This is a genomic window from Burkholderia sp. 22088 (genome assembly GCF_052045915.1).
Classification (GTDB): domain Bacteria; phylum Pseudomonadota; class Gammaproteobacteria; order Burkholderiales; family Burkholderiaceae; genus Burkholderia; species Burkholderia cepacia.
In genome coordinates, this window is sequence record NZ_JBQEPY010000006.1 from 382,387 (window position 1) to 403,020 (window position 20,634).

At 67.2% G+C, this 20,634-nt stretch carries 16 protein-coding genes; 8 read left to right on the forward strand and 8 right to left on the reverse strand.

What is annotated here, in order from left to right; genetic code table 11:
• Positions 1-8: 8 nt before the first annotated feature.
• The 6 genes from ACTJLD_RS14470 to ACTJLD_RS14495 all read right to left on the reverse strand — a co-directional run bounded on the left by ACTJLD_RS14470 (position 9) and on the right by ACTJLD_RS14495 (position 8,350).
• Positions 9-2,123 carry a phosphocholine-specific phospholipase C gene (locus ACTJLD_RS14470; RefSeq protein WP_440659098.1) on the reverse strand — a complete coding sequence of 705 codons (2,115 nt, stop codon included), beginning with the start codon at positions 2,121-2,123 and terminating at the stop codon, positions 9-11.
• 42 nt (positions 2,124-2,165) lie between these two features.
• Positions 2,166-2,369 carry a hypothetical protein gene (locus ACTJLD_RS14475; protein WP_440659099.1) on the reverse strand — a complete coding sequence of 68 codons (204 nt, stop codon included), beginning with the start codon at positions 2,367-2,369 and terminating at the stop codon, positions 2,166-2,168.
• Between the two features lie 321 nt (positions 2,370-2,690).
• Positions 2,691-4,688, reverse strand: a complete 1,998-nt coding sequence (locus tag ACTJLD_RS14480) for an acetyl-CoA carboxylase biotin carboxylase subunit (RefSeq protein WP_124819302.1) — start codon at positions 4,686-4,688, stop codon at positions 2,691-2,693.
• Positions 4,689-4,724: 36 nt separating this feature from the next.
• Positions 4,725-5,510 (reverse strand): enoyl-CoA hydratase/isomerase family protein, encoded by a 786-nt coding sequence (locus ACTJLD_RS14485; RefSeq protein ID WP_059697092.1) that lies wholly within the window; start codon positions 5,508-5,510, stop codon positions 4,725-4,727.
• Positions 5,511-5,529: 19 nt separating this feature from the next.
• Positions 5,530-7,137, reverse strand: coding sequence for a carboxyl transferase domain-containing protein (locus ACTJLD_RS14490; protein WP_226255133.1), 1,608 nt, complete (start codon positions 7,135-7,137; stop codon positions 5,530-5,532).
• Positions 7,138-7,168: 31 nt separating this feature from the next.
• Positions 7,169-8,350: an isovaleryl-CoA dehydrogenase gene (locus tag ACTJLD_RS14495; RefSeq protein WP_440659101.1), complete on the reverse strand. Its 1,182-nt coding sequence runs from the start codon at positions 8,348-8,350 to the stop codon at positions 7,169-7,171.
• 170 nt (positions 8,351-8,520) lie between these two features.
• On the opposite strand from ACTJLD_RS14495, the gene ACTJLD_RS14500 reads away from it, so the two are divergent.
• Positions 8,521-9,267, forward strand: coding sequence for a TetR/AcrR family transcriptional regulator (locus ACTJLD_RS14500; protein ID WP_060083262.1), 747 nt, complete (start codon positions 8,521-8,523; stop codon positions 9,265-9,267).
• Positions 9,268-9,320: 53 nt separating this feature from the next.
• On the opposite strand, the gene ACTJLD_RS14505 is transcribed toward ACTJLD_RS14500, so the two are convergent.
• Positions 9,321-9,809 (reverse strand): MarR family winged helix-turn-helix transcriptional regulator, encoded by a 489-nt coding sequence (locus ACTJLD_RS14505; RefSeq protein WP_021163015.1) that lies wholly within the window; start codon positions 9,807-9,809, stop codon positions 9,321-9,323.
• Between the two features lie 199 nt (positions 9,810-10,008).
• Between ACTJLD_RS14505 and ACTJLD_RS14510 the strand changes: the two genes are divergently transcribed.
• The 5 genes from ACTJLD_RS14510 (at position 10,009) to ACTJLD_RS14530 (ending at position 15,875) form a co-directional block, all read left to right on the forward strand.
• Positions 10,009-11,088 (forward strand): aromatic ring-hydroxylating dioxygenase subunit alpha, encoded by a 1,080-nt coding sequence (locus tag ACTJLD_RS14510; RefSeq protein WP_027790575.1) that lies wholly within the window; start codon positions 10,009-10,011, stop codon positions 11,086-11,088.
• Positions 11,085-12,050, forward strand: a complete 966-nt coding sequence (locus tag ACTJLD_RS14515) for a PDR/VanB family oxidoreductase (protein ID WP_440659103.1) — start codon at positions 11,085-11,087, stop codon at positions 12,048-12,050. The genes ACTJLD_RS14510 and ACTJLD_RS14515 overlap by 4 nt, the downstream gene beginning before the upstream one ends.
• Positions 12,051-12,114: 64 nt before the next feature.
• Positions 12,115-13,170 carry a Rieske 2Fe-2S domain-containing protein gene (locus ACTJLD_RS14520; protein WP_440659104.1) on the forward strand — a complete coding sequence of 352 codons (1,056 nt, stop codon included), beginning with the start codon at positions 12,115-12,117 and terminating at the stop codon, positions 13,168-13,170.
• Positions 13,171-13,323: 153 nt separating this feature from the next.
• The gene (locus tag ACTJLD_RS14525; RefSeq protein ID WP_440659105.1) at positions 13,324-14,667 is read left to right on the forward strand and encodes an MFS transporter; all 1,344 of its coding nucleotides are present in this window, start codon (positions 13,324-13,326) and stop codon (positions 14,665-14,667) included.
• A 101-nt stretch (positions 14,668-14,768) separates the two neighbouring features.
• Positions 14,769-15,875 carry a porin gene (locus ACTJLD_RS14530; protein WP_440659107.1) on the forward strand — a complete coding sequence of 369 codons (1,107 nt, stop codon included), beginning with the start codon at positions 14,769-14,771 and terminating at the stop codon, positions 15,873-15,875.
• A 22-nt stretch (positions 15,876-15,897) separates the two neighbouring features.
• On the opposite strand, the gene ACTJLD_RS14535 is transcribed toward ACTJLD_RS14530, so the two are convergent.
• Complete coding sequence (locus ACTJLD_RS14535; protein ID WP_027790570.1) at positions 15,898-16,344, reverse strand: hypothetical protein; 447 nt, start codon at positions 16,342-16,344, stop codon at positions 15,898-15,900.
• A 398-nt stretch (positions 16,345-16,742) separates the two neighbouring features.
• Between ACTJLD_RS14535 and ACTJLD_RS14540 the strand changes: the two genes are divergently transcribed.
• Positions 16,743-18,911 (forward strand): TonB-dependent siderophore receptor, encoded by a 2,169-nt coding sequence (locus ACTJLD_RS14540; protein WP_440659108.1) that lies wholly within the window; start codon positions 16,743-16,745, stop codon positions 18,909-18,911.
• 496 nt (positions 18,912-19,407) lie between these two features.
• Positions 19,408-20,610 (forward strand): multidrug effflux MFS transporter, encoded by a 1,203-nt coding sequence (locus ACTJLD_RS14545; protein ID WP_226156795.1) that lies wholly within the window; start codon positions 19,408-19,410, stop codon positions 20,608-20,610.
• The last annotated feature ends 24 nt before the right edge of the window (positions 20,611-20,634 follow it).

Sequence of the window (20,634 nt, forward strand, 5' to 3'; positions counted from 1 at the left end):
GATTGCCGTCAGATCGCCGCGGTCGTCGGCGCCACGGCGGCCGGGTCGGTGATGCTGGCCTTGCCGGTTTCGACGTGCCCCGCGATGCGGCGCGTCCAGCCGGCGTTCCCGGCCACCGCGAACTGCAGGTCGTACCAGTGGCTGCTGCACGACAGATCCCAGTGCGCTTCGACGCGCTGCCCCGCCGGAACCGTCAACGTGCGCGGTGCGCCGCCGTACGCGACATCGGTCGCCGTGACCGCGAGCGTGCCGGCGCCCGCGTTGGCGATCGTCACGTACACGTCGCCGTTGGCCGTGTCGTAACACGGCGTGATTTCAGGCTTCGCGCCGGCATCCGCGACGGCCGATCCGGCGAAGCGCCGGAAATAGCCGTTCGGCCCCCACACGCTCACCAGGTAGTTGCCGCTCGCATCGAGCGCCCACGTGTCGGTCAGCTGCTTGCCCGCTTCGACCGTGTAGCGGCGCGGCATCGCGGTGGGGTCGCCCGCGTAGACCCAGAAATGCGCGCCCTGCGCGCCGGTGTTCGCGAACGTCACCGCGTAGCCTTGCGCCTGGAGCTGGCCGGTCACGTGCAATTCGTACGGCAGCGCACGCGCCGGCCGCGTGCCGGGCTCCTGTGCCGTCACGACCTGCTGCGCGGTGCTGGCCGGTGCGGTCTGCGACGACGCGCGCGAACACTGCAGGTCCGCCTGCGCGACATACGCCTGCGTGCTCGGCAGGGTCGGCAGCGTCGCATCCGATTTCGAGAAGTCGAGCGCCGACGTCAGGTCGCCGCAGATCGCGCGGCGCCACGGCGAGATGTTCGTTTCCATCACGCCGAAGCGCTTCTCGATGAATTGCAGCACCGACGTGTGATCGAAGACCTGCGAGCACACGAAGCCGCCCTTCGACCACGGCGAGACCACGAACATCGGCACGCGCGGGCCGAGGCCGTACGGCAGGTTGTCGGCCGTGTACGTACCCGTCTGCGTCGAGGTCACGACGTTGTGCCGCTCGAGCGACACGTCCACGGTGCTCATACCGGAGCCCGGCAGCGTCGGTGCCGACGGCGGCACGACGTGATCGAAGAAGCCGTCGTTCTCGTCGTACATGACGAGCAGGACGGTCTTGCTCCACACGTCCGGATTGGACGTCAGCGCATCGAGAATGGTCGACAGGTAGTACGCGCCGTAGAGCGGCGTGAATTTCGGATGCTCCGAATACGCGGCGGGCGGCAGCAGCCACGATACCTGCGGCAGCGCGTTCGCCTGCACGTCGGCCTTCAGCTGCGTGATCGGGCGCGTGCTCATCCCGCGCGTCTGCAGCGACGAACCGGCCGGCGCATTCACGAAGTTGTTGAAGCACGCGAGCATGTTCGTGCCGTAGTTGCCGGTGAAGTTGTCGAACCCGGTGCCCTGCTGGTAGATCTGCCACGAGATGCCCGCTTTCTCGAGGCGCTCCGGATAAGTCGTCCAGCTGAAGGGCGGCAACTTGATCTTGTCGAACTGGTTGTCGATGTAGTCGGTGTTGTCGAGCAGCGGGCCGCCGCCCGTGCCGAGCGGGTCGACCATGCCCGTCATCAGGTACATGCGGTTCGGGTGCGTGTTGCCCGGGATCGAGCAGAAGTAGTTGTCGCACACCGTGAACGCATCCGCGAGCGCGTAGTGGAACGGGATGTCGTCGCGGACGTGGTAGCCCATCGTCATGTTGGACTTCTGCACCGCCCACTGGTCGGCGCGGCCGTTGTCGATCGCGCCGTGCGTCGTCGCCCACGTATGCGGCAGGCCGCCGATGCACTGCGCGTTGACGCCCGGGTCGGTCGTGTCGTAGCGGAACGGCGCGATCACGCTCGTCTTGTCTTCCTGCCGCGGCTGGAACCACACCGGCTTGCCGTTCGGCAGCGTGACCGGGAAGCGGTCGTTGTAGCCGCGCACGCCGCTCAGGTGACCGAGGTAGTGGTCGAACGAGCGGTTTTCCTGCATGAACACGACGATGTGCTGCACATCCTGGATCGTGCCCGTCACGGTATTCGGCTCGATCGCCAGCGCCTTGCGGATCGATTCGGGAAGCAGTGCGGTGGCGGCGGTCGCGCCGGCGAGGCCGGCGGAGAACTTCAGAAAATCGCGTCGCGAATGGGTGGCCATGCTGGTTGCTCTTGATTGGATTTCTGGTGGAAACAGCCGGGATCAGGAAGCGGGCGAGGAAGCAGGCGCGGTGAAACCGGGCGGGCAGTGCATCTGCGCGGTGGCGACCACGCCGCCGCCGCATGCGGCCTTCTGCTGCGCCACAGGTGCGGCGGGTGCGATCAGGTCGTCGTTGCAGGCACCGAGGAGTGCGGTCAGCGCGATCAGGCCAACGACCGCGAAAGGCCGTAGGGCCGACTTTCGCATAACGTCTCTCCGTGGATGTGACGACCTGACACAGGCGCGGGTGCGCACCGGTCGTGTCGACGGCGAGATGCTAATTATCACGTGTTACACGATGGTGTCGTGCAAGGAGGCGCGCCGCGTGCACGCAAGGGGCGCACATGCCGCGGCGGAGGGGATAACGAGAGGTTGACGTAATGCAATCGAAAGATTCGCATTGCTTCGTTTTTGCCGAAGCGATCGAAGCGAATCTGTCGCGGTGTCGGTCGAGCAACGCACCACGACGCCTGTCTTACAGGCCGGCAGCCGCGGCAGCCGGCCCGCATACCGCGAAACCGGCGCCGCTCAGCCTTCCGCCATCATCAGCAACTGCGCGCCATCCGAAACCTGGTCGCCGACGCCGTACAGCACTTCCGCGACGACACCCGCGCTCGGCGCGCCGATCGTGTGCTCCATCTTCATCGCTTCCATCACGATCAGCGGCGTGCCCGCTTCGACCTTCTGGCCCGGCTCGACCAGCACCGCGATCACCTTGCCGGGCATCGGCGCGGTCAGGCGGCCGCCGCCCTGCTCCGCATCACCCGCATGCGCGAGCAGGTTGCGCCATTCGAACGTCTCGGCCGCGCCTTGCGAGAACACGTGGAAGGTGTCGCCGTCCGCATACACGCGGCCGCTGCTGCGCACGCCGCCGAGCGTCACGTCGAAATCGAGCGGCGTGGCGCCACGCGTCCACGCGAACGGTTGCGCGGCCGCGCCGCCGGTCGCGAGGCGCGCGACAGCGCCGTCGTCCTCGTACGTGACCGTCACGTCCGCTTCGCGCTCGGCCGCATGCCAGTCGAGCGTGCGGCGATAGCCGCCGTTCAGCCGCCAGTCCGGCAGCGCGCCCCACGGCGACGAACCCTGCGCGGCCGCGCCGCGTTCGCGCGCGAGCAGCGCCGCGCATGCGAGCGCGAGCATCGCGCGCGGCGGCTCTTGCGGCGCGAACAGCGCATCGTGATTGCGCTCGATCAGGCCCGTGTCGAGATCGGCCGTCGCGAACGGCTCGCACGCGACGATCCGCTGCAGGAACGCGGCATTCGTGTGCAGGCCGACCACTTCGCATGCACGCAGCGCGCGCAGCATCAGCCCCAGCGCTTCCGCACGGTCCGCGCCGTGGACGATCAGCTTCGCGATCATCGGATCGTAGAACGGCGTGATCGCATCGCCTTCGCGCACGCCGCTGTCGACGCGCACCGATGCGCCGATCGCGAACTCGACGCCTGCCGGCAGCCGCAGGTGCTTCAGCGTGCCCGTGGACGGCAGGAAGCCGCGCGCCGGGTTCTCCGCATAAAGGCGCGCCTCGAGCGCGTGACCCTGCACGCGCAGTTCGTCCTGCTGAAGCGGCAGCGGCTCGCCGGATGCGACACGCAGTTGCCATTCGACGAGATCGAGCCCGGTGACCATCTCGGTGACCGGATGCTCGACCTGCAGGCGCGTGTTCATTTCCATGAAGTAGAACGCGTCGCCCGTCATGATGAATTCGACAGTGCCCGCGCCGACATAACCGACCGCGCGCGCGGCCGCGACGGCCGCTTCGCCCATCGCACGGCGCACGTCGTCGGGCAGGCCCGGCGCCGGCGCTTCCTCGAGCACCTTCTGGTGACGGCGCTGCACCGAGCAGTCGCGGTCGAACAGGTACACGGTATTGCCGTGCGTGTCGCCGAACACCTGCACCTCGACGTGACGCGGGCGCGTCAGGTATTTCTCGATCAGCACGCGGTCGTTGCCGAAGCTGCTCGCGGCTTCGCGCTGGCACGACGCGAGCGCCGCGGGGAAATCGTCGGAGCGCTCGACCACGCGCATCCCCTTGCCGCCGCCGCCCGCGCTCGCCTTCAGCAGCACCGGGTAGCCGATCGCGTCGGCTTCGCGATGCAGGTTGGCCGCGCCCTGGTCGTCGCCGTGATAGCCGGGCACGAGCGGCACGGCGGCCGCGTGCATCAGCGCCTTCGCGGCGGCCTTCGAGCCCATTGCCGCAATCGCGTCGACCGGCGGCCCGATGAAGACGATGCCGGCCGCTTCGCACGCATGCGCGAAATCTTCGTTCTCCGACAGGAATCCGTAGCCGGGGTGGATCGCCTGCGCGCCGGTTGCACGCGCGGCTTCGATGATGCGCTCGATGCGCAGGTAGCTGTCCGCGGCGGCCGAGCCGCCGATGTGCACGGCTTCGTCGCACGCGGCCACGTGTTTCGCGTTCGCGTCCGCGTCGGAATAGACGGCGACGCTCGCGATCCCGAGACGTTTGCACGTCGCGGCGACGCGGCACGCGATTTCGCCGCGGTTGGCGATCAGAATCTTGTCGAACATGGCTTCGGTGTCGTCCGGAAAGTTAGGGGCACGCCGTCATTCACGCCACGAAGGCGTGCGTTTCTCGAGAAAGGACGCAATCCCTTCGCGCGCTTCCGCGCCGGCCCGGGTTCGCGCGATCCAGTCGGCGGTCTGTTCGATCAACGTCGCGTCGAGCGCGCGGCCGGCCACGTCGGCGACGAGCCGCTTGCACGCGCGCACCGCGTCGGGCCCGTTCGCGACGAGCGTCGCGGCCAGCTTCGCGACGGTTTCGTCGAGCGCATCGGCCGGCACCGCTTCGTGAATGAAGCCGAGCGACGCCGCGCGCGCGCTGTCGAACACCTCGGCCGTCGTGAAGTAACGGCGCGCCGCGCGCTCGCCCATCGCGCGCACCACGTACGGCGCGATCGTCGCGGGGATCAGCCCGAGCCGCGCTTCCGACAGGCAGAACTTCACGCCGTCGGCGGCAATCGCGATATCGGCCGCGGCCACCAGGCCCACTCCGCCCGCGTAGGCATCGCCGTGCACGCGGGCGATCACCGGCTTGCCGCAGCGATGGATCGCCTCGAGCATGCGCGCGAGCTTGCGCGCATCGGCGCGGTTCTCGTCGTCCGAGTAGCCGGCCATCTTCTTCATCCAGTTCAGGTCCGCGCCCGCGCAGAACGCGGCGCCTTCGGCGGCGAGCACGATCGCGCGCACGCCTTCATGCGCGTCGAGCCATTCGAACGCGGTGGTCAGCTCGGCGATCGTCGTCTCGTTGAACGCATTGCGCACGTCGGGGCGCGCGAGCGTGACGGTCGCCACGCGGCCGGCTTCGCTTACCTTGATCGTTTCGTATCGCATCGGTCAGCCCTCCCGGCCGTTACATGCGGAACACGCCGAAGCGCGTGTCTTCGATCGGCGCGTTCATCGATGCGGCCAGGCCGAGCCCGAGCACGTCGCGCGTCTGCGCCGGGTCGATCACGCCGTCGTCCCACAGCCGCGCGCTCGCGTAATACGGATGGCCCTGGCGCTCGTACTGGTCGCGGATCGGCTGCTTGAACGCGTCCTCTTCCTCGGCGGACCACGAACCGCCCTTCGCCTCGATGCCGTCGCGGCGCACCGTCGCGAGCACCGACGCGGCCTGCTCGCCACCCATCACCGAGATCCGCGCGTTCGGCCACATCCACAGGAAGCGCGGGCCGAATGCGCGGCCGCACATCCCGTAGTTGCCGGCGCCGAACGAGCCGCCGATGATCACCGTGAACTTCGGCACCTTCGCGTTCGACACGGCGGTCACCATCTTCGCGCCGTGCCGCGCGATGCCTTCGTTCTCATACTTGCGGCCGACCATGAAGCCCGTGATGTTCTGCAGGAACACGAGCGGAATCTTGCGCTGGCAGCACAGCTCGATGAAATGCGCGCCCTTCACCGCCGATTCGGAGAACAGGATGCCGTTGTTCGCGACGATCCCGACCGGGTGGCCCCAGATGTGCGCGAAACCGGTAACGAGCGTCGTGCCGTAGCGCGCCTTGAATTCGTCGAACTCCGAATCGTCGACGATGCGCGCGATCACCTCGCGCACGTCGAACGGCTTGCGCGTATCGACCGGGATCACGCCGTACAGGCTCTTCGCGTCGTAGCGCGGCGGCTTCGGCTCGCGCAGCGCGACCGGCGCCGCGATCTTCGGCGCGAGATGATCGACGATGTTGCGCGCGATCGACAGCGCATGCGCGTCGTTCTGCGCGAGATGGTCGGCCACGCCCGACAGGCGCGTATGCACGTCGCCGCCGCCGAGATCCTCGGCGCTCACTTCCTCGCCGGTCGCGGCCTTCACGAGCGGCGGGCCGCCCAGGAAAATCGTGCCTTGCTCCTTCACGATGATCGACTCGTCGCTCATCGCCGGCACGTACGCGCCGCCCGCCGTGCACGAGCCCATCACGACGGCGATCTGCGCGATCCCCGCGGCCGACATCGTCGCCTGGTTGAAGAAGATGCGGCCGAAGTGGTCGCGGTCGGGAAACACGTCGTCCTGGTTCGGCAGGTTCGCACCGCCCGAATCGACGAGGTACACGCACGGCAGCCGGTTTTCCGCGGCGATCTCCTGCGCGCGCACGTGCTTCTTCACGGTGACCGGGTAATAGGTGCCGCCCTTGACCGTCGCGTCGTTGCACACGATCACGCACTCGCGGCCGGCGATCCGGCCGATCCCGGTGATGACGCCCGCGCCCGGTGCGTCGTCGTTGTACATGCCGTTCGCCGCGAGCTGCGAGAACTCGAGGAACGGCGCACCCGGATCGAGCAGTTGCGCGATGCGGTCGCGCGGCAGCAGCTTGCCGCGCGCCAGGTGCTTGTCGCGCGCGGCCTGGCCGCCGCCCTGCGCGAGCTGTTCGATCTTCGCGCGCAGATCGGCGACGACCGCCTCGAGCGCGGCGGCATTCGCGCGGAAGTCTTCCGAGCGCGGGTTCAGTTTCGATTCGATGATCGGCATCGACGGGGCTCCGTTCGCGTGACGTGGGGCGTTACATCGTTTCCGCGAACAGCTCGCGGCCGATCAGCATCCGGCGGATCTCGCTCGTGCCGGCGCCGATCTCGTACAGCTTCGCATCGCGCCACAGGCGGCCGACCGGGTATTCGTTGATGTAGCCGTTGCCGCCGAGGATCTGGATCGCCTCGCCGGCCATCCACGTCGCCTTCTCGGCCGTATAGAGGATCACGCCTGCGCAGTCCTTGCGCACCTGGCGGATGTGGTCGCTGCCGGCCGAATCGAGGTGGCGGCCGACCGCGTACAGATACGCGCGGCACGCCTGGAACGTGGTGTACATGTCGGCGACCTTGCCCTGGATCAGCTGGAATTCGCCGATCGCCTGGCCGAACTGCTTGCGGTCGTGGATGTACGGCACCACCGCGTCGAGACACGCGGCCATGATGCCCGTCGGGCCGCCCGACAGCACGGCGCGCTCGTAGTCGAGGCCGCTCATCAGCACCTTCACGCCGCCGTTGAGCTGGCCGAGGATGTTTTCCTCCGGCACTTCGACGTCCTGGAACACCAGCTCGCCCGTGTGCGAGCCGCGCATGCCGAGCTTGTCGAGCTTCTGCGCGACCGAGAAGCCCTTCATCCCCTTCTCGACGATGAACGCGGTAATGCCGCGCGGGCCGGCTTCGAGGTCGGTCTTCGCGTAGACGACCAGCGTGTCGCAATCGGGGCCGTTGGTGATCCACATCTTCGTGCCGTTCAGCACGTAGCGATCGCCGCGCTTGTCGGCGCGCAGCTTCATGCTGACGACGTCCGAGCCGGCATTCGGCTCGCTCATCGCGAGCGCGCCGATGTGTTCGCCCGACACGAGCTTCGGCAGGTATTTCTGCTTTTGAGCCTCGGTGCCGTTGCGGTGGATCTGGTTCACGCACAGGTTCGAGTGCGCGCCGTACGACAGGCCGATCGACGCCGAGGCGCGCGAGATCTCCTCCATCGCGATCATGTGCGCGGTGTAGCCCATGTTCGCGCCGCCGTATTCCTCGGCCACCGTCATGCCCAGCACGCCGAGATCGCCGAACTTCTTCCACAGATCCATCGGAAACTGGTCGGTGCGGTCGACCTCCGCCGCGCGCGGCGTGATTTCCTTCGCCGCGAACGTCGCGACGGCGTCGCGCAGCATCTCGATGTCTTCACCGAGCATGAATTGCACACCGGGCAGGTTGATCATGTCTCCTCCGTCTCCAGAAAGTGTGTGGCATCCACTAATTTCTGAGTTTCGCTCAAATCGAATGAATGCACCGATTCATTGACCAATACAGCGTAAATTTTGCACAGTTTCGCGCCTCGCCGGGTTCGGCGTCAATAGTTTTTTGAGTGACACTCAGATATCATGCCGAGATGACAGCCGCTACCGCCGACACCATGACCGCCACCGTCAAAGCCGATCGCGCCGACACGTCGCGCGCGCCCGCCGGGCGCAAATCCCAGCAACGCGTGCAGGACATTCTGCGCGCCGGCCGGGAAGTGTTCGCCGAAAAGGGTTACGAGCATGCGACGGCCGCCGAGATCGCGCAGCGCGTGGGCGTATCGGAGGCGACGGTGTTCAGTTACTTCCGCGGCAAGCGCGAGCTGTGCGCGCGCGTCATCGCGGATTGGTACGACGAAAACATCGCCGCGTTCGAACAGGGGATGCCGCAGGATGCGTCGGTGCAGCAGCAGTTCGCGTTCATCGTGCGCACCCACCTGCGGCTGATGCTGGTGAACGGCACGGGGCTGTGCGCGCTGGTGCTGTCGGAAGGCCGCGCGAAGCAGCATGCGCTGAGCGACGAACTCACCGCGCTGCAGCGCCGCTACACCGCGCCGCTGATGGACGTGCTCGCGCGCGGCCAGGCAGCCGGGCAGGTACGTACCGACCTGCCGCTGAGCCTGCTGCGCTCGATGGTGTTCGGGCCGATCGAGCACGTGCTGTGGGATGCGATCCTCGGGCACCGCAAGCTCGACACGGAAACGACGGCCACGCAGCTCGTCGACATGCTGTGGGCCGCCGTGCAGCCGCCGGCGCCGGAACAGGCGGCGCTCGTGCGGTTCAGGAATGAAGTGGCGGAAGCCGTGCGCCGGCTGGAAGGGGAAGCGTCACGCCCGTGACGCAAGGGCGCGGCCCGGCGCACGTCGCATCGTGCGCCGCGCGTAACCGACCGCTACGAATCTTCGCCGACGCGCAGCGGCGCGCGGCTCTGCTCGTTATTCAAATGAACGAACTTGCGCAACAGGCGTACGAGTTCCTGCGAATCTTCCTCGCCCATCCCGTCGAACAGGCCGGCACGCAGCTCCTGCACTGACGGAATCAGGCGCGTGAGCAGTTCGACGCCCGTCGGTGTCAGCAGCAGGCGCCGCTGACGCCGCGGCAGCACTTCGCGAACGATCAATCCTTTCGCTTCGAGCCGGACCGCGAGGTCGGCCGTCGTCGACGTGTCGAGCGCCACCCGCTGCGCCAGCGTCACCTGATCGAGCCCCGGACACTCGTAGAGCATCCGCAGGACGGCGTACTGCACCGGCGTCACGTCCCGGCCCAGCTTCTCGTAGAACATCGCGACGGCAATCTGGTGCGCGCGCCGGATCAGGTGCCCCGGCTCGTCGTACAGGTCGAGCGGGAAAGCCGGCGCGTCGGCGGGATTCGTTTTTTCCATGAATGAGTCGATGACATAGGCGGCGCGCACCGGTTGCGCGCGCCGACGGCATGGCGCTGCCTCGCGCCATTTCGCGGGAAAACCAGTATACCGCTCGCCTTGCCCCGGCCAATCTCAATGCGTACACTGAATCTCATTCAGTACACGGAATGAAGAACTGCCGCGTGTCAGCGGCACCGCCCCGAAGGAGACGACGAACGTGTTTCTCAAGAACGCTTGGTATGTGGCATGCACGCCCGATGAAATCGACGGCAAGCCGCTGGGCCGCAAGATCTGCAACGAGTCGATGGTGTTTTACCGCGCGGCGGACGGCCGGGTCGCCGCGCTCGAGGACTTCTGCCCGCACCGCGGCGCGCCGCTGTCGCTGGGATTCGTGCGCGACGGCGTGCTCGTGTGCGGTTATCACGGGCTGGAAATGGGCTGCGACGGCAAGGCGTCCGGCATGCCGGGCCAGCGCGTCGGCGGCTTCCCGCCGATTCGCAGCTTCCCGGTGATCGAGCGGTACGGATTCGTCTGGGTGTGGCCCGGCAATGCGTCGGAAGCCGATCCCGCCAAACTGCCCGCGCTGGCCTGGGCTGAAGACCCGGCCTGGGCGCACGGTGGCGGCCTCTATCACATCCGTTGCGATTACCGGCTGATGATCGACAACCTGATGGACCTCACGCACGAAACCTACGTGCATGCGTCGAGCATCGGCCAGAAGGAAATCGACGAAGCGCCGCCGAAGACGGTCAGCCGCGGCGACGAAGTCGTCACGAGCCGCTTCATGGAGAACGTGATGCCGCCGCCGTTCTGGCGGATGGCGCTGCGCGGCAACGGGCTCGCCGACGACGTGCCGGTCGACCGCTGGCAGATCTGCCGCTTCACGCCGCCGAGCCACGTGATGATCGAAGTGGGCGTCGCCCATGCGGGCCACGGCGGCTACGACGCGCCGGCCGAGTTGAAGGCGTCGTCGATCGTGGTCGACTTCATCACGCCCGAGACGGACACCTCGATCTGGTATTTCTGGGGCATGGCGCGCAACTTCCGGCCCGACGATCACGCGCTGACCGCCGAGATCCGCGAAGGCCAGGGCAAGATCTTCGCCGAGGATCTCGAGATGCTCGAACGCCAGCAGCTCAACCTCGAGCAGTGGCCGGACCGCAAGCTGCTCAAACTCAACATCGACGCCGGCGGCGTGCTGTCGCGCAAGGTGATCGAACGACTGCTCGCCGAAGAAAACGCGGCGAGCCCGCAGCGGCCCGTGATTCCGGTCGCGCAGATCAAGGAGGCGTCATGAGCGCCGCGACATTGACGGTCCGGGTGGCCCGCAAGTGGCAGGAAGCGCGCGACATCTGCGGTTTCGAATTCGTCAGCGACGACGGTTCGCCGTTGCCGGGCTTTGAAGCCGGCGCCCATATCGACGTGCATTTGCCGGGCGGGCTCGTGCGCCAGTACTCGCTGTGCAATCACCCGGAACACGCCGATCGTTATCAGATCGCCGTGCTGCGCGATGCTGATGGCCGCGGCGGGTCGCGCGCGATCCACGACGAAGTCCGGCAGGGCGATACCGTGCGGATCGGCATGCCGCGCAACCAGTTTCCGCTTGCCCCCGACGCCCCGCACCACCTGTTGCTCGCGGGCGGGATCGGCGTCACGCCGATCCTCAGCATGGCGGAACGGCTGTTCTCGTCCGGCATGCCGTTCGACATGCACTACTGCGCACGCTCGACCGATCGCATGGCCTTCGTCGAGCGGATCAACGCGGCCGGGTTTCACGATCGCGCCCGCCTCCACGTCGACGACGGCGCCCCTGGGCAACGCTTCGACCTCGCCGCCGTGCTCGCCGCCGCGCCCGCCGGCACGCACCTGTACGTATGCGGCCCGCGCGGCTTCATGGACGCAGTGCTGAACGCCGCGCGCGAGCGCAACTGGGCCGAAGCGCGGCTGCACTACGAGTTCTTCGGCGGCGCGGTTGCGTCGTCCGGCGCGGACCGTGCGTTCCAGGTTCGGATCGCGAGCAGCGGCAGGGTGATCGACGTGCCGGCCGAATGCACGGTCATCGCGGCGCTGGCGGCGAACGGCGTCGACGTGCTGACGTCGTGCGAGCAAGGCGTATGCGGCACCTGCGCGACGCGTGTGCTCGAAGGCGAGCCCGATCATCGCGACTCGTATCTGACGGAAGCGGAACAGGCAGCCGGCGACCAGTTCATGCCGTGCTGCTCGCGATCGCGAAGCGACCTGCTGGTCCTCGATCTGTAGGTCTGCAAATCGGTAGACGGACCGCACGACTCGCGGCGGCCAACCACAATACTGGAGACGATCAATGGAGCAACATGCCCGGGCACCGATCAATACTACTCAGTTCCCGGTCGACCGATGGTGGGTCGCCGCGCTGTCATCCGAACTGACGGACAAACCCGTCGCCCGCACGCTCCTCGGCCGCCCGGTCGTCCTGTTCCGGTTGCCGTCCGGGGAAGTCGGCGCGCTGGAGGATCGCTGCTGCCACAAGTCGCTGCCGTTGTCGTGCGGCTCGCTCGAATCGCGCGGCCTGCGCTGCGGCTATCACGGCCTGTTGTTCGACCGAGACGGCACGTGCGTGGAGATTCCCGGCCAGGACCGGATTCCGGCGAAGGCGTGCGTGTCGTCGTATCCGGTACGGGAACAGGACGCCATCGTGTGGATCTGGATCGGCGCCGACGCGCACGCTCAACCGACAAGCGCGCCGCCACGCTATGCGTTCCATGCCGATCCGCAATACCGGTTCGGCGGCGGCCACTACCACTACGACGCACCGTATCAACTGATTCACGACAACCTGATGGACCTGAGCCACCTCGGCTATGTCCATCTGAAAACGATCGGCGGCAACGCGGCGCTGCACATGGGTGCGGAAACCCGCGTCAGCAGCGACGGCGATACCGTGACGCTGGTTCGCCGGATGCCGGATTCCGCCCCGCCGCCAACCTATACCGCCGCGTGGCCGTTCGCGGGCCGCGTCGATCGCTGGCAGGAAATCGAATTCCACGTGTCGCACATCCGGATCTGGACGGGCGCGATGGACGCCGGCACCGGCGATCTGCACGATCCGGCACGCGGCGGCTTTCACATGCGCGGCTTCCACGGCATCACGCCCGAGACGGAAACGACGACGCACTACTTCTGGACCGTCGCGACCAATCCGCAACACGACGTCGAGCGCGTCGCGCAAACGGTCATCGAGCAATCCGCGGCGACGTTCGACGAGGACAAGACCGTGATCGAAGCGCAGTACCGGAACCAGCTGCGGTTCCCCGGCGGCCGCCAGATCGACATTCACGTCGACGCGGGCCCCAATCGCGCGCGGCGCGTGATCGAGCGGCTGCTGCTCGAACCCGCTTAAGCATCGCGCCGCCCCGCCGACAACACCCGCCGGTCGCGACGGGCGCTCGCGGGATGCCCCGTCGGCCCGTTCAATCGCTTTCGTCCCATTCGCCATCACCGGCTTCGATTTCATCCCATTTAATTAGTCATACTATTTACAAGGATCTTTGACGTGAGCGCAAACATCCGCAATACGATCGATGAATCCCCGATGAGCACGTTCCAGACGATGGCGGTCACCGCCTGCGTCGTGCTGAACATGCTCGACGGCTTCGACGTGCTGGCCATCGCGTTCGCCGCGCCGCACCTGGCGGCCGAGTGGAAACTGAGCGGCAAGGAAATCGGCCTGCTGCTGAGCGCCGGGCTGGCGGGCATGGGCATCGGCTCGGTGCTGATCGCGCCGCTCGCCGACCGCGTCGGCCGCCGCCGCATCATCCTGCTCTGCCTCGCGGTGATCTCGACCGGGATGCTGGCCTGCGCGGCCACGCACAGCACGCTTCAACTTGCCGTCACGCGTGCGTATACGGGGCTCGGCATCGGCGGCATGCTGGCGAGCCTGACCGTCATCAGCGGCGAATACGCATCGAACAAATGGCGCAGCGCCGCGATCGGCATGCAGTCGACCGGCTACGCGATCGGCGCGACCGGCGGCGGCGTCATCGCCGGCTACCTGCTGTCGACGTGGGGATGGCGCAGCGTGTTCGCGTTCGGCGGCATCCTGACCTTGCTGTCGATCCCGATGGTGCTCGCGCTGCTGCCGGAATCGCTCGACTTCCTGCTGGCTCGACGTCCGGACAACGCGCTGCAGAAAATCAACCGCATCCTCGCGAGAATGAAGCGCGCGCCGATCGACATGCTGCCGGCGGCGACCGCGTCCATCGGCTCGCCGAACGCCACGTCGAGCTGGACGGCCGTGCTGCGCGCGCCGCTGACGCGCCGCACGATCGCGCTGTGGATCGCATTCTTTCTCGTGATGGGCAGCTTCTACTTCGTCGTGAGCTGGACACCGAAGCTGCTGGTTCAGGCCGGGTTGTCGGCATCGCAGGGGGTCACCGGGGGCGTGCTGCTCAATCTCGGCGGCATTGCGGGCGCGTCGCTCTTCAGCCTGCTGTCGACACGGTTCGGCCTCCGTAACCTGCTCGGCGCGACGCTGCTGCTCGGCGGCGTACTGATGGTCGTGTTCGGCGCGAACACCGGCTCGCTCGGGATCGGGATGACGGTCGGGGTATTCCTCGGCGCCGTGATCAATGCATGCGTGGCCGGCATGTATGCCCTGTCGCCGACACCGTATCCCGCCGAAATCCGCACGACCGGCATCGGCCTCGCGGTCGGCATCGGCCGCCTCGGCGCGATCCTGTCGCCGATGACGGTCGGTGCGCTGCTGGACGACGGCTGGTCCGTGTCCCATCTGTATCTCGCGTTCCTCGTGCCGATGGCCGGCGCGGCGATCGCCGTCGCCGTGGCGGGTACGCGCGCCGCGACACCGCGCAGGCAACGCGACCCGGCGATGTCGTAACGCACGACGCCCGCAGCCTTGCCGATACCCGTCGGCACCCCGGATCGGCTCGGGTCATAAAAATATCGATAAGCATATCTACATACTGTTTGGAGACAGCCATGAAAACGAAACTGGGCGCCGCACTCGCGACGGCGATGGCACTGACGCTGGCGCTGGCCAGACCGGCCTGCGCACAAAGCAGCATCACGCTGTACGGGATCATCGATACCGGCGTGTCCTACTACAACAACGCCGCACATGGCGGATCGTTCACGGGTATGCCGACACTGACCGGCGAAGTGCCGTCACGCTGGGGGTTGAGGGGCACGGAGGATCTCGGCGGCGGCTACCAGGCTTTCTTCTTGCTCGAGAACGGCTTCCAGCCCGGCACGGGCGCACTGAACTACGGCGGGCGCCTGTTCGGGCGACAGGCGAACGTAGGCGTGAACAGTCCGTTCGGCGCGCTGACCCTCGGCCGCCAGATGAACATGTCGATGATCGTGCTGACCAATGCGGACGTGATCGGCCCGTCGATTCACTCGATGGCGGATTTCGATTCCTATCTGCCGAACGCGCGCAGCGACAATGCGATCGGCTACAAGGGCACGTTCCACGGGGTGACGCTCGGCGCCACCTACAGCTTCGGCCGCGACGCGGCCGGACCGGCCGGGCCGTCGGCGACGGGCTGCGCCGGACAGGTGCCCGGCGACATCGTCGCTTGCCGCCAATACACGGCGATGCTCGCCTATGACGCGAGCAATTTCGGGCTCGCCGCGTCGCACGACGTGATGCGCGGCGGCGGCGGTGCGCTCGCGCCGCTGAACAATCCGGCGTACACCGACACGCGCGACATCGTCGCCGGCTACGTGAAGATCGGCCCCGCGAAACTGGGCGCCGGGTGGATCCGCCGCAACCTCGCGGCGGCCGAGCACCTGCAGGCCGATATCGTGTTCGCCGGCGGCACGTACTACGCGACGCCCTACCTCGCGCTCGACCTTCAGGGCGTCCGCTACCTGCAACGCCGGGAAAACAGCGAAGGCGGCACGAATGCGACGCTGCTCGTCGGCCGCGCGAACTATTTCCTGTCGAAGCGGACGACCGTCTATACGTCGGTGGGCTACATGTTCAACAGCACGCTGGCCGCGAACGCGGTCGCCGCGGGCGGGACGGTCGGCACCGGGATGAACCAGCTCGGCGTGATGGCCGGCATCCAGCAGAAGTTCTGAACGCCGGATGCGCGTGCGCCGGTCAGTTGGCGAGACGGCAGTGGGCCAGCTTCAGGCCCGGCAACACGGGCGCATCGATATAGCCTTCGTTCACGCAGCTGAAGCGGAAAGCCGTCGACGTGACGAACGGCTTGATTTCGCCGCCGGGAAATTTCGGCTTCAGCGCATCCTGGTCGGCCACGTCGAAATGCGTATCGAACTGCTCGCCATCGGCCGTCAGCGCGCCAAAGTAAGTGCCGCCCGGATCGCTGCCCATCCGGATCACGGCGCCGACGAACGCGAGGCGCTTGCCGTCGTACTTCGACTTCGCCGCGGTCGCGTCCTGCGTGTAGGCCTCGATCACGGCGCCGTAGTGCGCGTCGATCGCCGGGTCGGCATCGGAAGCCGCGCAAGCAGCCTGGTGAATGCCTGCCAGCAGCGCGCAGGCCGCAAGCGCGGCCGCCGCAAACGGCGCGGAAATCTTCTTCATGGGTGGTCTCCCGTCTAGCGTGGTGGTTGAAGTGATTGAAGCCCGGCGCAACGCCGGATGAACTCGCTTCCGTTGCTTTAATCGTTCGAATGGCGGATGACGGCTGCGATCACTTCATCGCCCGCGTGGTCGTGCGCGGTGCGTGGCGTCGCGCGGAACGCGACGTGACAGGAAGATGACATGGTGCGGCCCCCGGCTCTCTCGTTGAATTTCACTGCGTCTGATTTTGGCCGCTACGGTAGCAGACGGCCGCCAGCCCGGCAACCGACGCCCGAGCCCCGGCAATCATGTCATTACAATTGCAAATGATTATCATTACATATATCATGCACGCCTTGGCCGTAACGAAACGCTGCGGCCCGCGACACGATCCTTAGCATTCCCTCCTGTATCGATTCATGCCATCCCGTCGAACGCCCCGCCGCGTCCGGACCCCGCGTCCGTGGCGCTCGAGCCTGCCTGCCCTGATTACCCTTTGCGTCGCAAGCGGCGCGCATGCGGCCAACACCGAAGCCGGTGCAACTGCATCGGCACCCGCAACGCCGGCCGGGAAAGAACTCCCCGCCATCAACGTCAACGCATCGTCGACCGTCGACCCGACCATCGGCTACCAGCCGCGCACCAGCAGCATCGCGGGCGGCAACGACCGTCCGTTGAAAGAGATTCCGCAATCGGTCGCGGTGGTCAGCAGCAGCGTGATGCAGGACCAGCAGGCGCGTTCGCTCGACGACGTGCTCGGCAACATCAGCGGCGTGACGCAAACCAACACGCTCGGCGGCACGCGCGACGCGTTCATCAAGCGCGGCTTCGGGTCGAACAACGACGGCTCCGTGCTGGTCGACGGCGTGCGCACGCCGGTGCTGCACAGCTATCTCGCGACGATCGACCGCGTCGAGGTGCTGAAGGGCCCCGCTTCGCTGCTGTACGGGATGCAGGATCCCGGCGGCGTGATCAACCTCGTCACGCGCAAGCCGGAAGACACGTTCGGCGGCTCGATCTCCGCATCGCGCACGAGCCACGGCGGCAGCAACGCGCAGTTCGATCTCACGGGGCCGCTCGGCAAGCCGGGCCAGGTCGCGGGCGGCACGCTCGCGTTCCGGCTGACCGGCGAATACGACACGAGCCGCTACTGGCGCAGCTTCGGCCGCGAGCGCAACGCGCTGATGGCACCCGCGCTGTCGTGGCACGACGCGAACACGTCGATCGACGTCAGCTATCAGTACGTCGACTACACGATGCCGTTCGATCGCGGCACCGTGCTCGTGAACGGCCAGCTCGACGATGCGTTGCGCTATCGCCGCTACGAAGAAGCATGGTCGCAAAGCAGCGGCATCCAGGAAACGCTGCGTACGCGCATCGAGCACCGCTTCTCCGACGCATGGCGCGTGCGCGCGACCTACGGCTGGGGCCGCGACCGCTACGACCAAACCATCACGCGCGCCACCGCGTTCAACAGCAAGACCGGTGCGATGACGCGCTCGTCCGATGCGAACCTCGGACGCAACGACTCCGACCAGATCGCGACGCTCGGCCTGCTCGGCAACGTGACGCTCGCCGGGATGAACCACGCGATCTACATCGGCGGCGAATACGAACGTCAGCGCAGCTTCCGCGGCGACACGATCCGCGGCAAGGCGACGACGGGCTTCAATCTCTACGATCCCGTGTACGGCCTGCTCGCGGCGGGCGGCACGCCCAACGCGAAGCAAAGCGATTCGCGCTCGGTCGTGCATGCGTATTCGACGATCGTGCAGGACTCGGTGAAGATCACCGACCGCCTCACCGCGGTGGGCGGGCTGCGCTGGGAAAACTGGCAGCAGGAATCGGGGATGGGCCGGCCGTTCGTGTTTGCCGACCGCTCGCGCGGCAGCGTCTGGCTGCCGCAGTTCGGGCTCGCCTACGCGCTCACGCCGGCGCTGACCGCCTACGCGAACGTGAGCCGCTCGTTCAAGCCGAACGTCGCATCGAACGTCGCCGCGCCGCTCGCGCCGGAATACGGCCGCGTGCTCGAGGCCGGGCTGAAGTTCAGCCTGAAGCCCGCGATCACCGGCACGCTCGCGGTCTACCAGATCGACAAGCGCAACGTCGCGGTCACGGTCGGCGACATCACGTCGACGATCGGCACCGCGCGCTCGCGCGGGATCGAGCTCGACGTTGCCGGGCAGATCACGCGCCACCTGAGCGTGATCGGCAGCTATGCGTATACGAACGCGACCGATCGCGACAGCAACACCCCGCTCACGAACGTCGCGCGCCACACGGGCAGCCTGTTCGCCGTGTACGACACGGCCATCGCGAATCTGCCCGGCCGCTGGCGCTTCGGCGGCGGCGCGCGTCTCGTCGGCGCACGCTCCGGCGACACGGCGAACAGCTTCACGCTGCCCGGCTATGTGACCGTCGATGCATTCGCGGCCTACGAAACGACGATCGGCAAGTTCCCGACGCGCTTCCAGCTCAACGTGAAGAACCTGCTCGACAAGACCTACTACCCGTCGAGCAACAGCAACCTGATCGTCGCGGTCGGCGAGCCGCGGCTCGTCACGCTGACGACGACGGTGTCGTTCTGATGGTCTGACGTTCCGATCATCTGATGCGTGCATGGGCCGGCCCAAACACGGCGGCCCATGCACCACGCCCGCATTCGCAGCCGCTCGCGACGCGTAGCGGCTCGCCCCTTGCTCCAAGTGAAGCATCCCTGTCGCTTCGCAAGCGGTCACCGCGACTCCGCGCGCGTTGTGCCGGACAACCACCAACAACGCGGCGACCGAACATCGTCCGATCCGCCGGCGAAGCAGGAACGACAGCGAATCACCCCGTTGCTTGCCGCCCACACCAGCGCCGGATTCCGCTTGACTGCCGTTCCGCGCGGCGCCCGACGCCACCATTCACACGCCTCCCCGGCACTCGCTTCACCGCCCGCAAAAATGCATCCGTGCGATGCAATTCCGCCGGCTCCCTTACCGCATCGCGCGCCGTATGATCGCCCCGGCTTTTTTCCACGGCGGCCCGATGCGCGTCTACCTCTCCATTCGCTCAAGCGCTCCGCTCCAACCACCTGCGAACATGTCCAACCTCTCACTCATCCTCGTCGTCTCCATGCTGAGCGCCTTCGGCCTGATCGCGTCCGACGTCTACCTGCCCGCGATGCCGTCGATGGCCCGCGCGTTTTCGATCGGCGCATGGCAGATGCCCCAGACGGTATCGGCTTACCTGATCGCGCTCGCCTGTGCGCAACTGGTCTACGGCCCCCTCTCCGATCGATGGGGGCGCAAACCCGTGCTGACGGCCGGCATCGTCCTGTACATCCTTGGCTCGATCGGCTGCGCGAGCGCCGGCGGCTTCGCGAGCTTTCTCGGATGGCGCGTGCTCGAAGCGCTCGGCGCGGCGTCCGGCCTCGTCATCGGTCGCGCGATCATCGCCGACACCTGCGACAAGAACGCATCCGCGAAGATCTACAGCATCGTGTATCCGCTCGTGTCGCTGTCTCCGGCAATCGCCCCCGCAATCGGCGGATATCTGGCTGCGTGGTTCGGGTGGCGAAGCGATTTCATTTTCGTCGCCGCATTCGGCGTCGTCGCGCTCGCGCTCGTTCAGTTGCGCCTGAAGGAAACCCGGCCGCCGGTCGCACCGGGGCAACATCGCGCCGCACCGCTGGCCGGCTTCACCGGCGTGCTCGCGGACCGGGCCTTCATCCGCTACACGCTCGTCGTCTGCGCGATCTATTGCGCGTGGTTCGTCTACCTGACGCAGTCGCCGTTCATCTTCTCCGGCCTCGGTCTTTCGGAACGGCAAAGCGGCTGGCTCTATCTGCCGCTGACCGCCGGCATCGTTTCCGCCAACCTGATTGCGCGCCGCATGCTCGACCGGATGTCCTACGACTCGATCGTCGTGGCCGGCGTGGGCTGCTTCGTTGCCGGCGGCGTGGCGTTCGCCCTGTGCGAATCGTGGCACGTCAAAGGGGTCGTCGCGATCGTGATGCCGATGGTGCTCGTCAGCCTGTCGAATGGATCGTCGCTGTCGCTCGCGGTCTCGGGCGCCATCGCGAGCGAACACGGGCGCGCGGCAACGGCGTCGGGGCTGGTCGGCTTCTTCCAGATCGGCAGTGCGTCGCTCGCCGCCACCGTGTCCGGCGGCCTGCTCGGCACCGGAAGCCACGTGCTGGCGACGGCCATCCCGTTCTTCGCGATCGTCGCGGGCATCGCGATCGTGCCGCGCTGGTGTGCCGCGCGGCGCACGCTCTCGATGCGCGACACGCTCCCCCGTTGAGCCCGTGGCCCTGCGCGGGCGAGG

What these genes read in the sequence shown, in the direction of transcription:
- ACTJLD_RS14535 (WP_027790570.1), bottom strand. Translation starts at nt 16,344, where the DNA reads ATGAAGAAGATTTCCGCGCCGTTTGCGGCGGCCGCGCTTGCGGCCTGC.
- ACTJLD_RS14530 (WP_440659107.1), top strand. Translation starts at nt 14,769, where the DNA reads ATGAAAACGAAACTGGGCGCCGCACTCGCGACGGCGATGGCACTGACG.
- ACTJLD_RS14505 (WP_021163015.1), bottom strand. Translation starts at nt 9,809, where the DNA reads ATGGAAAAAACGAATCCCGCCGACGCGCCGGCTTTCCCGCTCGACCTG.
- ACTJLD_RS14480 (WP_124819302.1), bottom strand. Translation starts at nt 4,688, where the DNA reads ATGTTCGACAAGATTCTGATCGCCAACCGCGGCGAAATCGCGTGCCGC.
- ACTJLD_RS14515 (WP_440659103.1), top strand. Translation starts at nt 11,085, where the DNA reads ATGAGCGCCGCGACATTGACGGTCCGGGTGGCCCGCAAGTGGCAGGAA.
- ACTJLD_RS14470 (WP_440659098.1), bottom strand. Translation starts at nt 2,123, where the DNA reads ATGGCCACCCATTCGCGACGCGATTTTCTGAAGTTCTCCGCCGGCCTC.
- ACTJLD_RS14495 (WP_440659101.1), bottom strand. Translation starts at nt 8,350, where the DNA reads ATGATCAACCTGCCCGGTGTGCAATTCATGCTCGGTGAAGACATCGAG.
- ACTJLD_RS14475 (WP_440659099.1), bottom strand. Translation starts at nt 2,369, where the DNA reads ATGCGAAAGTCGGCCCTACGGCCTTTCGCGGTCGTTGGCCTGATCGCG.
- ACTJLD_RS14485 (WP_059697092.1), bottom strand. Translation starts at nt 5,510, where the DNA reads ATGCGATACGAAACGATCAAGGTAAGCGAAGCCGGCCGCGTGGCGACC.
- ACTJLD_RS14500 (WP_060083262.1), top strand. Translation starts at nt 8,521, where the DNA reads ATGACAGCCGCTACCGCCGACACCATGACCGCCACCGTCAAAGCCGAT.
- ACTJLD_RS14545 (WP_226156795.1), top strand. Translation starts at nt 19,408, where the DNA reads ATGTCCAACCTCTCACTCATCCTCGTCGTCTCCATGCTGAGCGCCTTC.
- ACTJLD_RS14490 (WP_226255133.1), bottom strand. Translation starts at nt 7,137, where the DNA reads ATGCCGATCATCGAATCGAAACTGAACCCGCGCTCGGAAGACTTCCGC.
- ACTJLD_RS14520 (WP_440659104.1), top strand. Translation starts at nt 12,115, where the DNA reads ATGGAGCAACATGCCCGGGCACCGATCAATACTACTCAGTTCCCGGTC.
- ACTJLD_RS14540 (WP_440659108.1), top strand. Translation starts at nt 16,743, where the DNA reads ATGCCATCCCGTCGAACGCCCCGCCGCGTCCGGACCCCGCGTCCGTGG.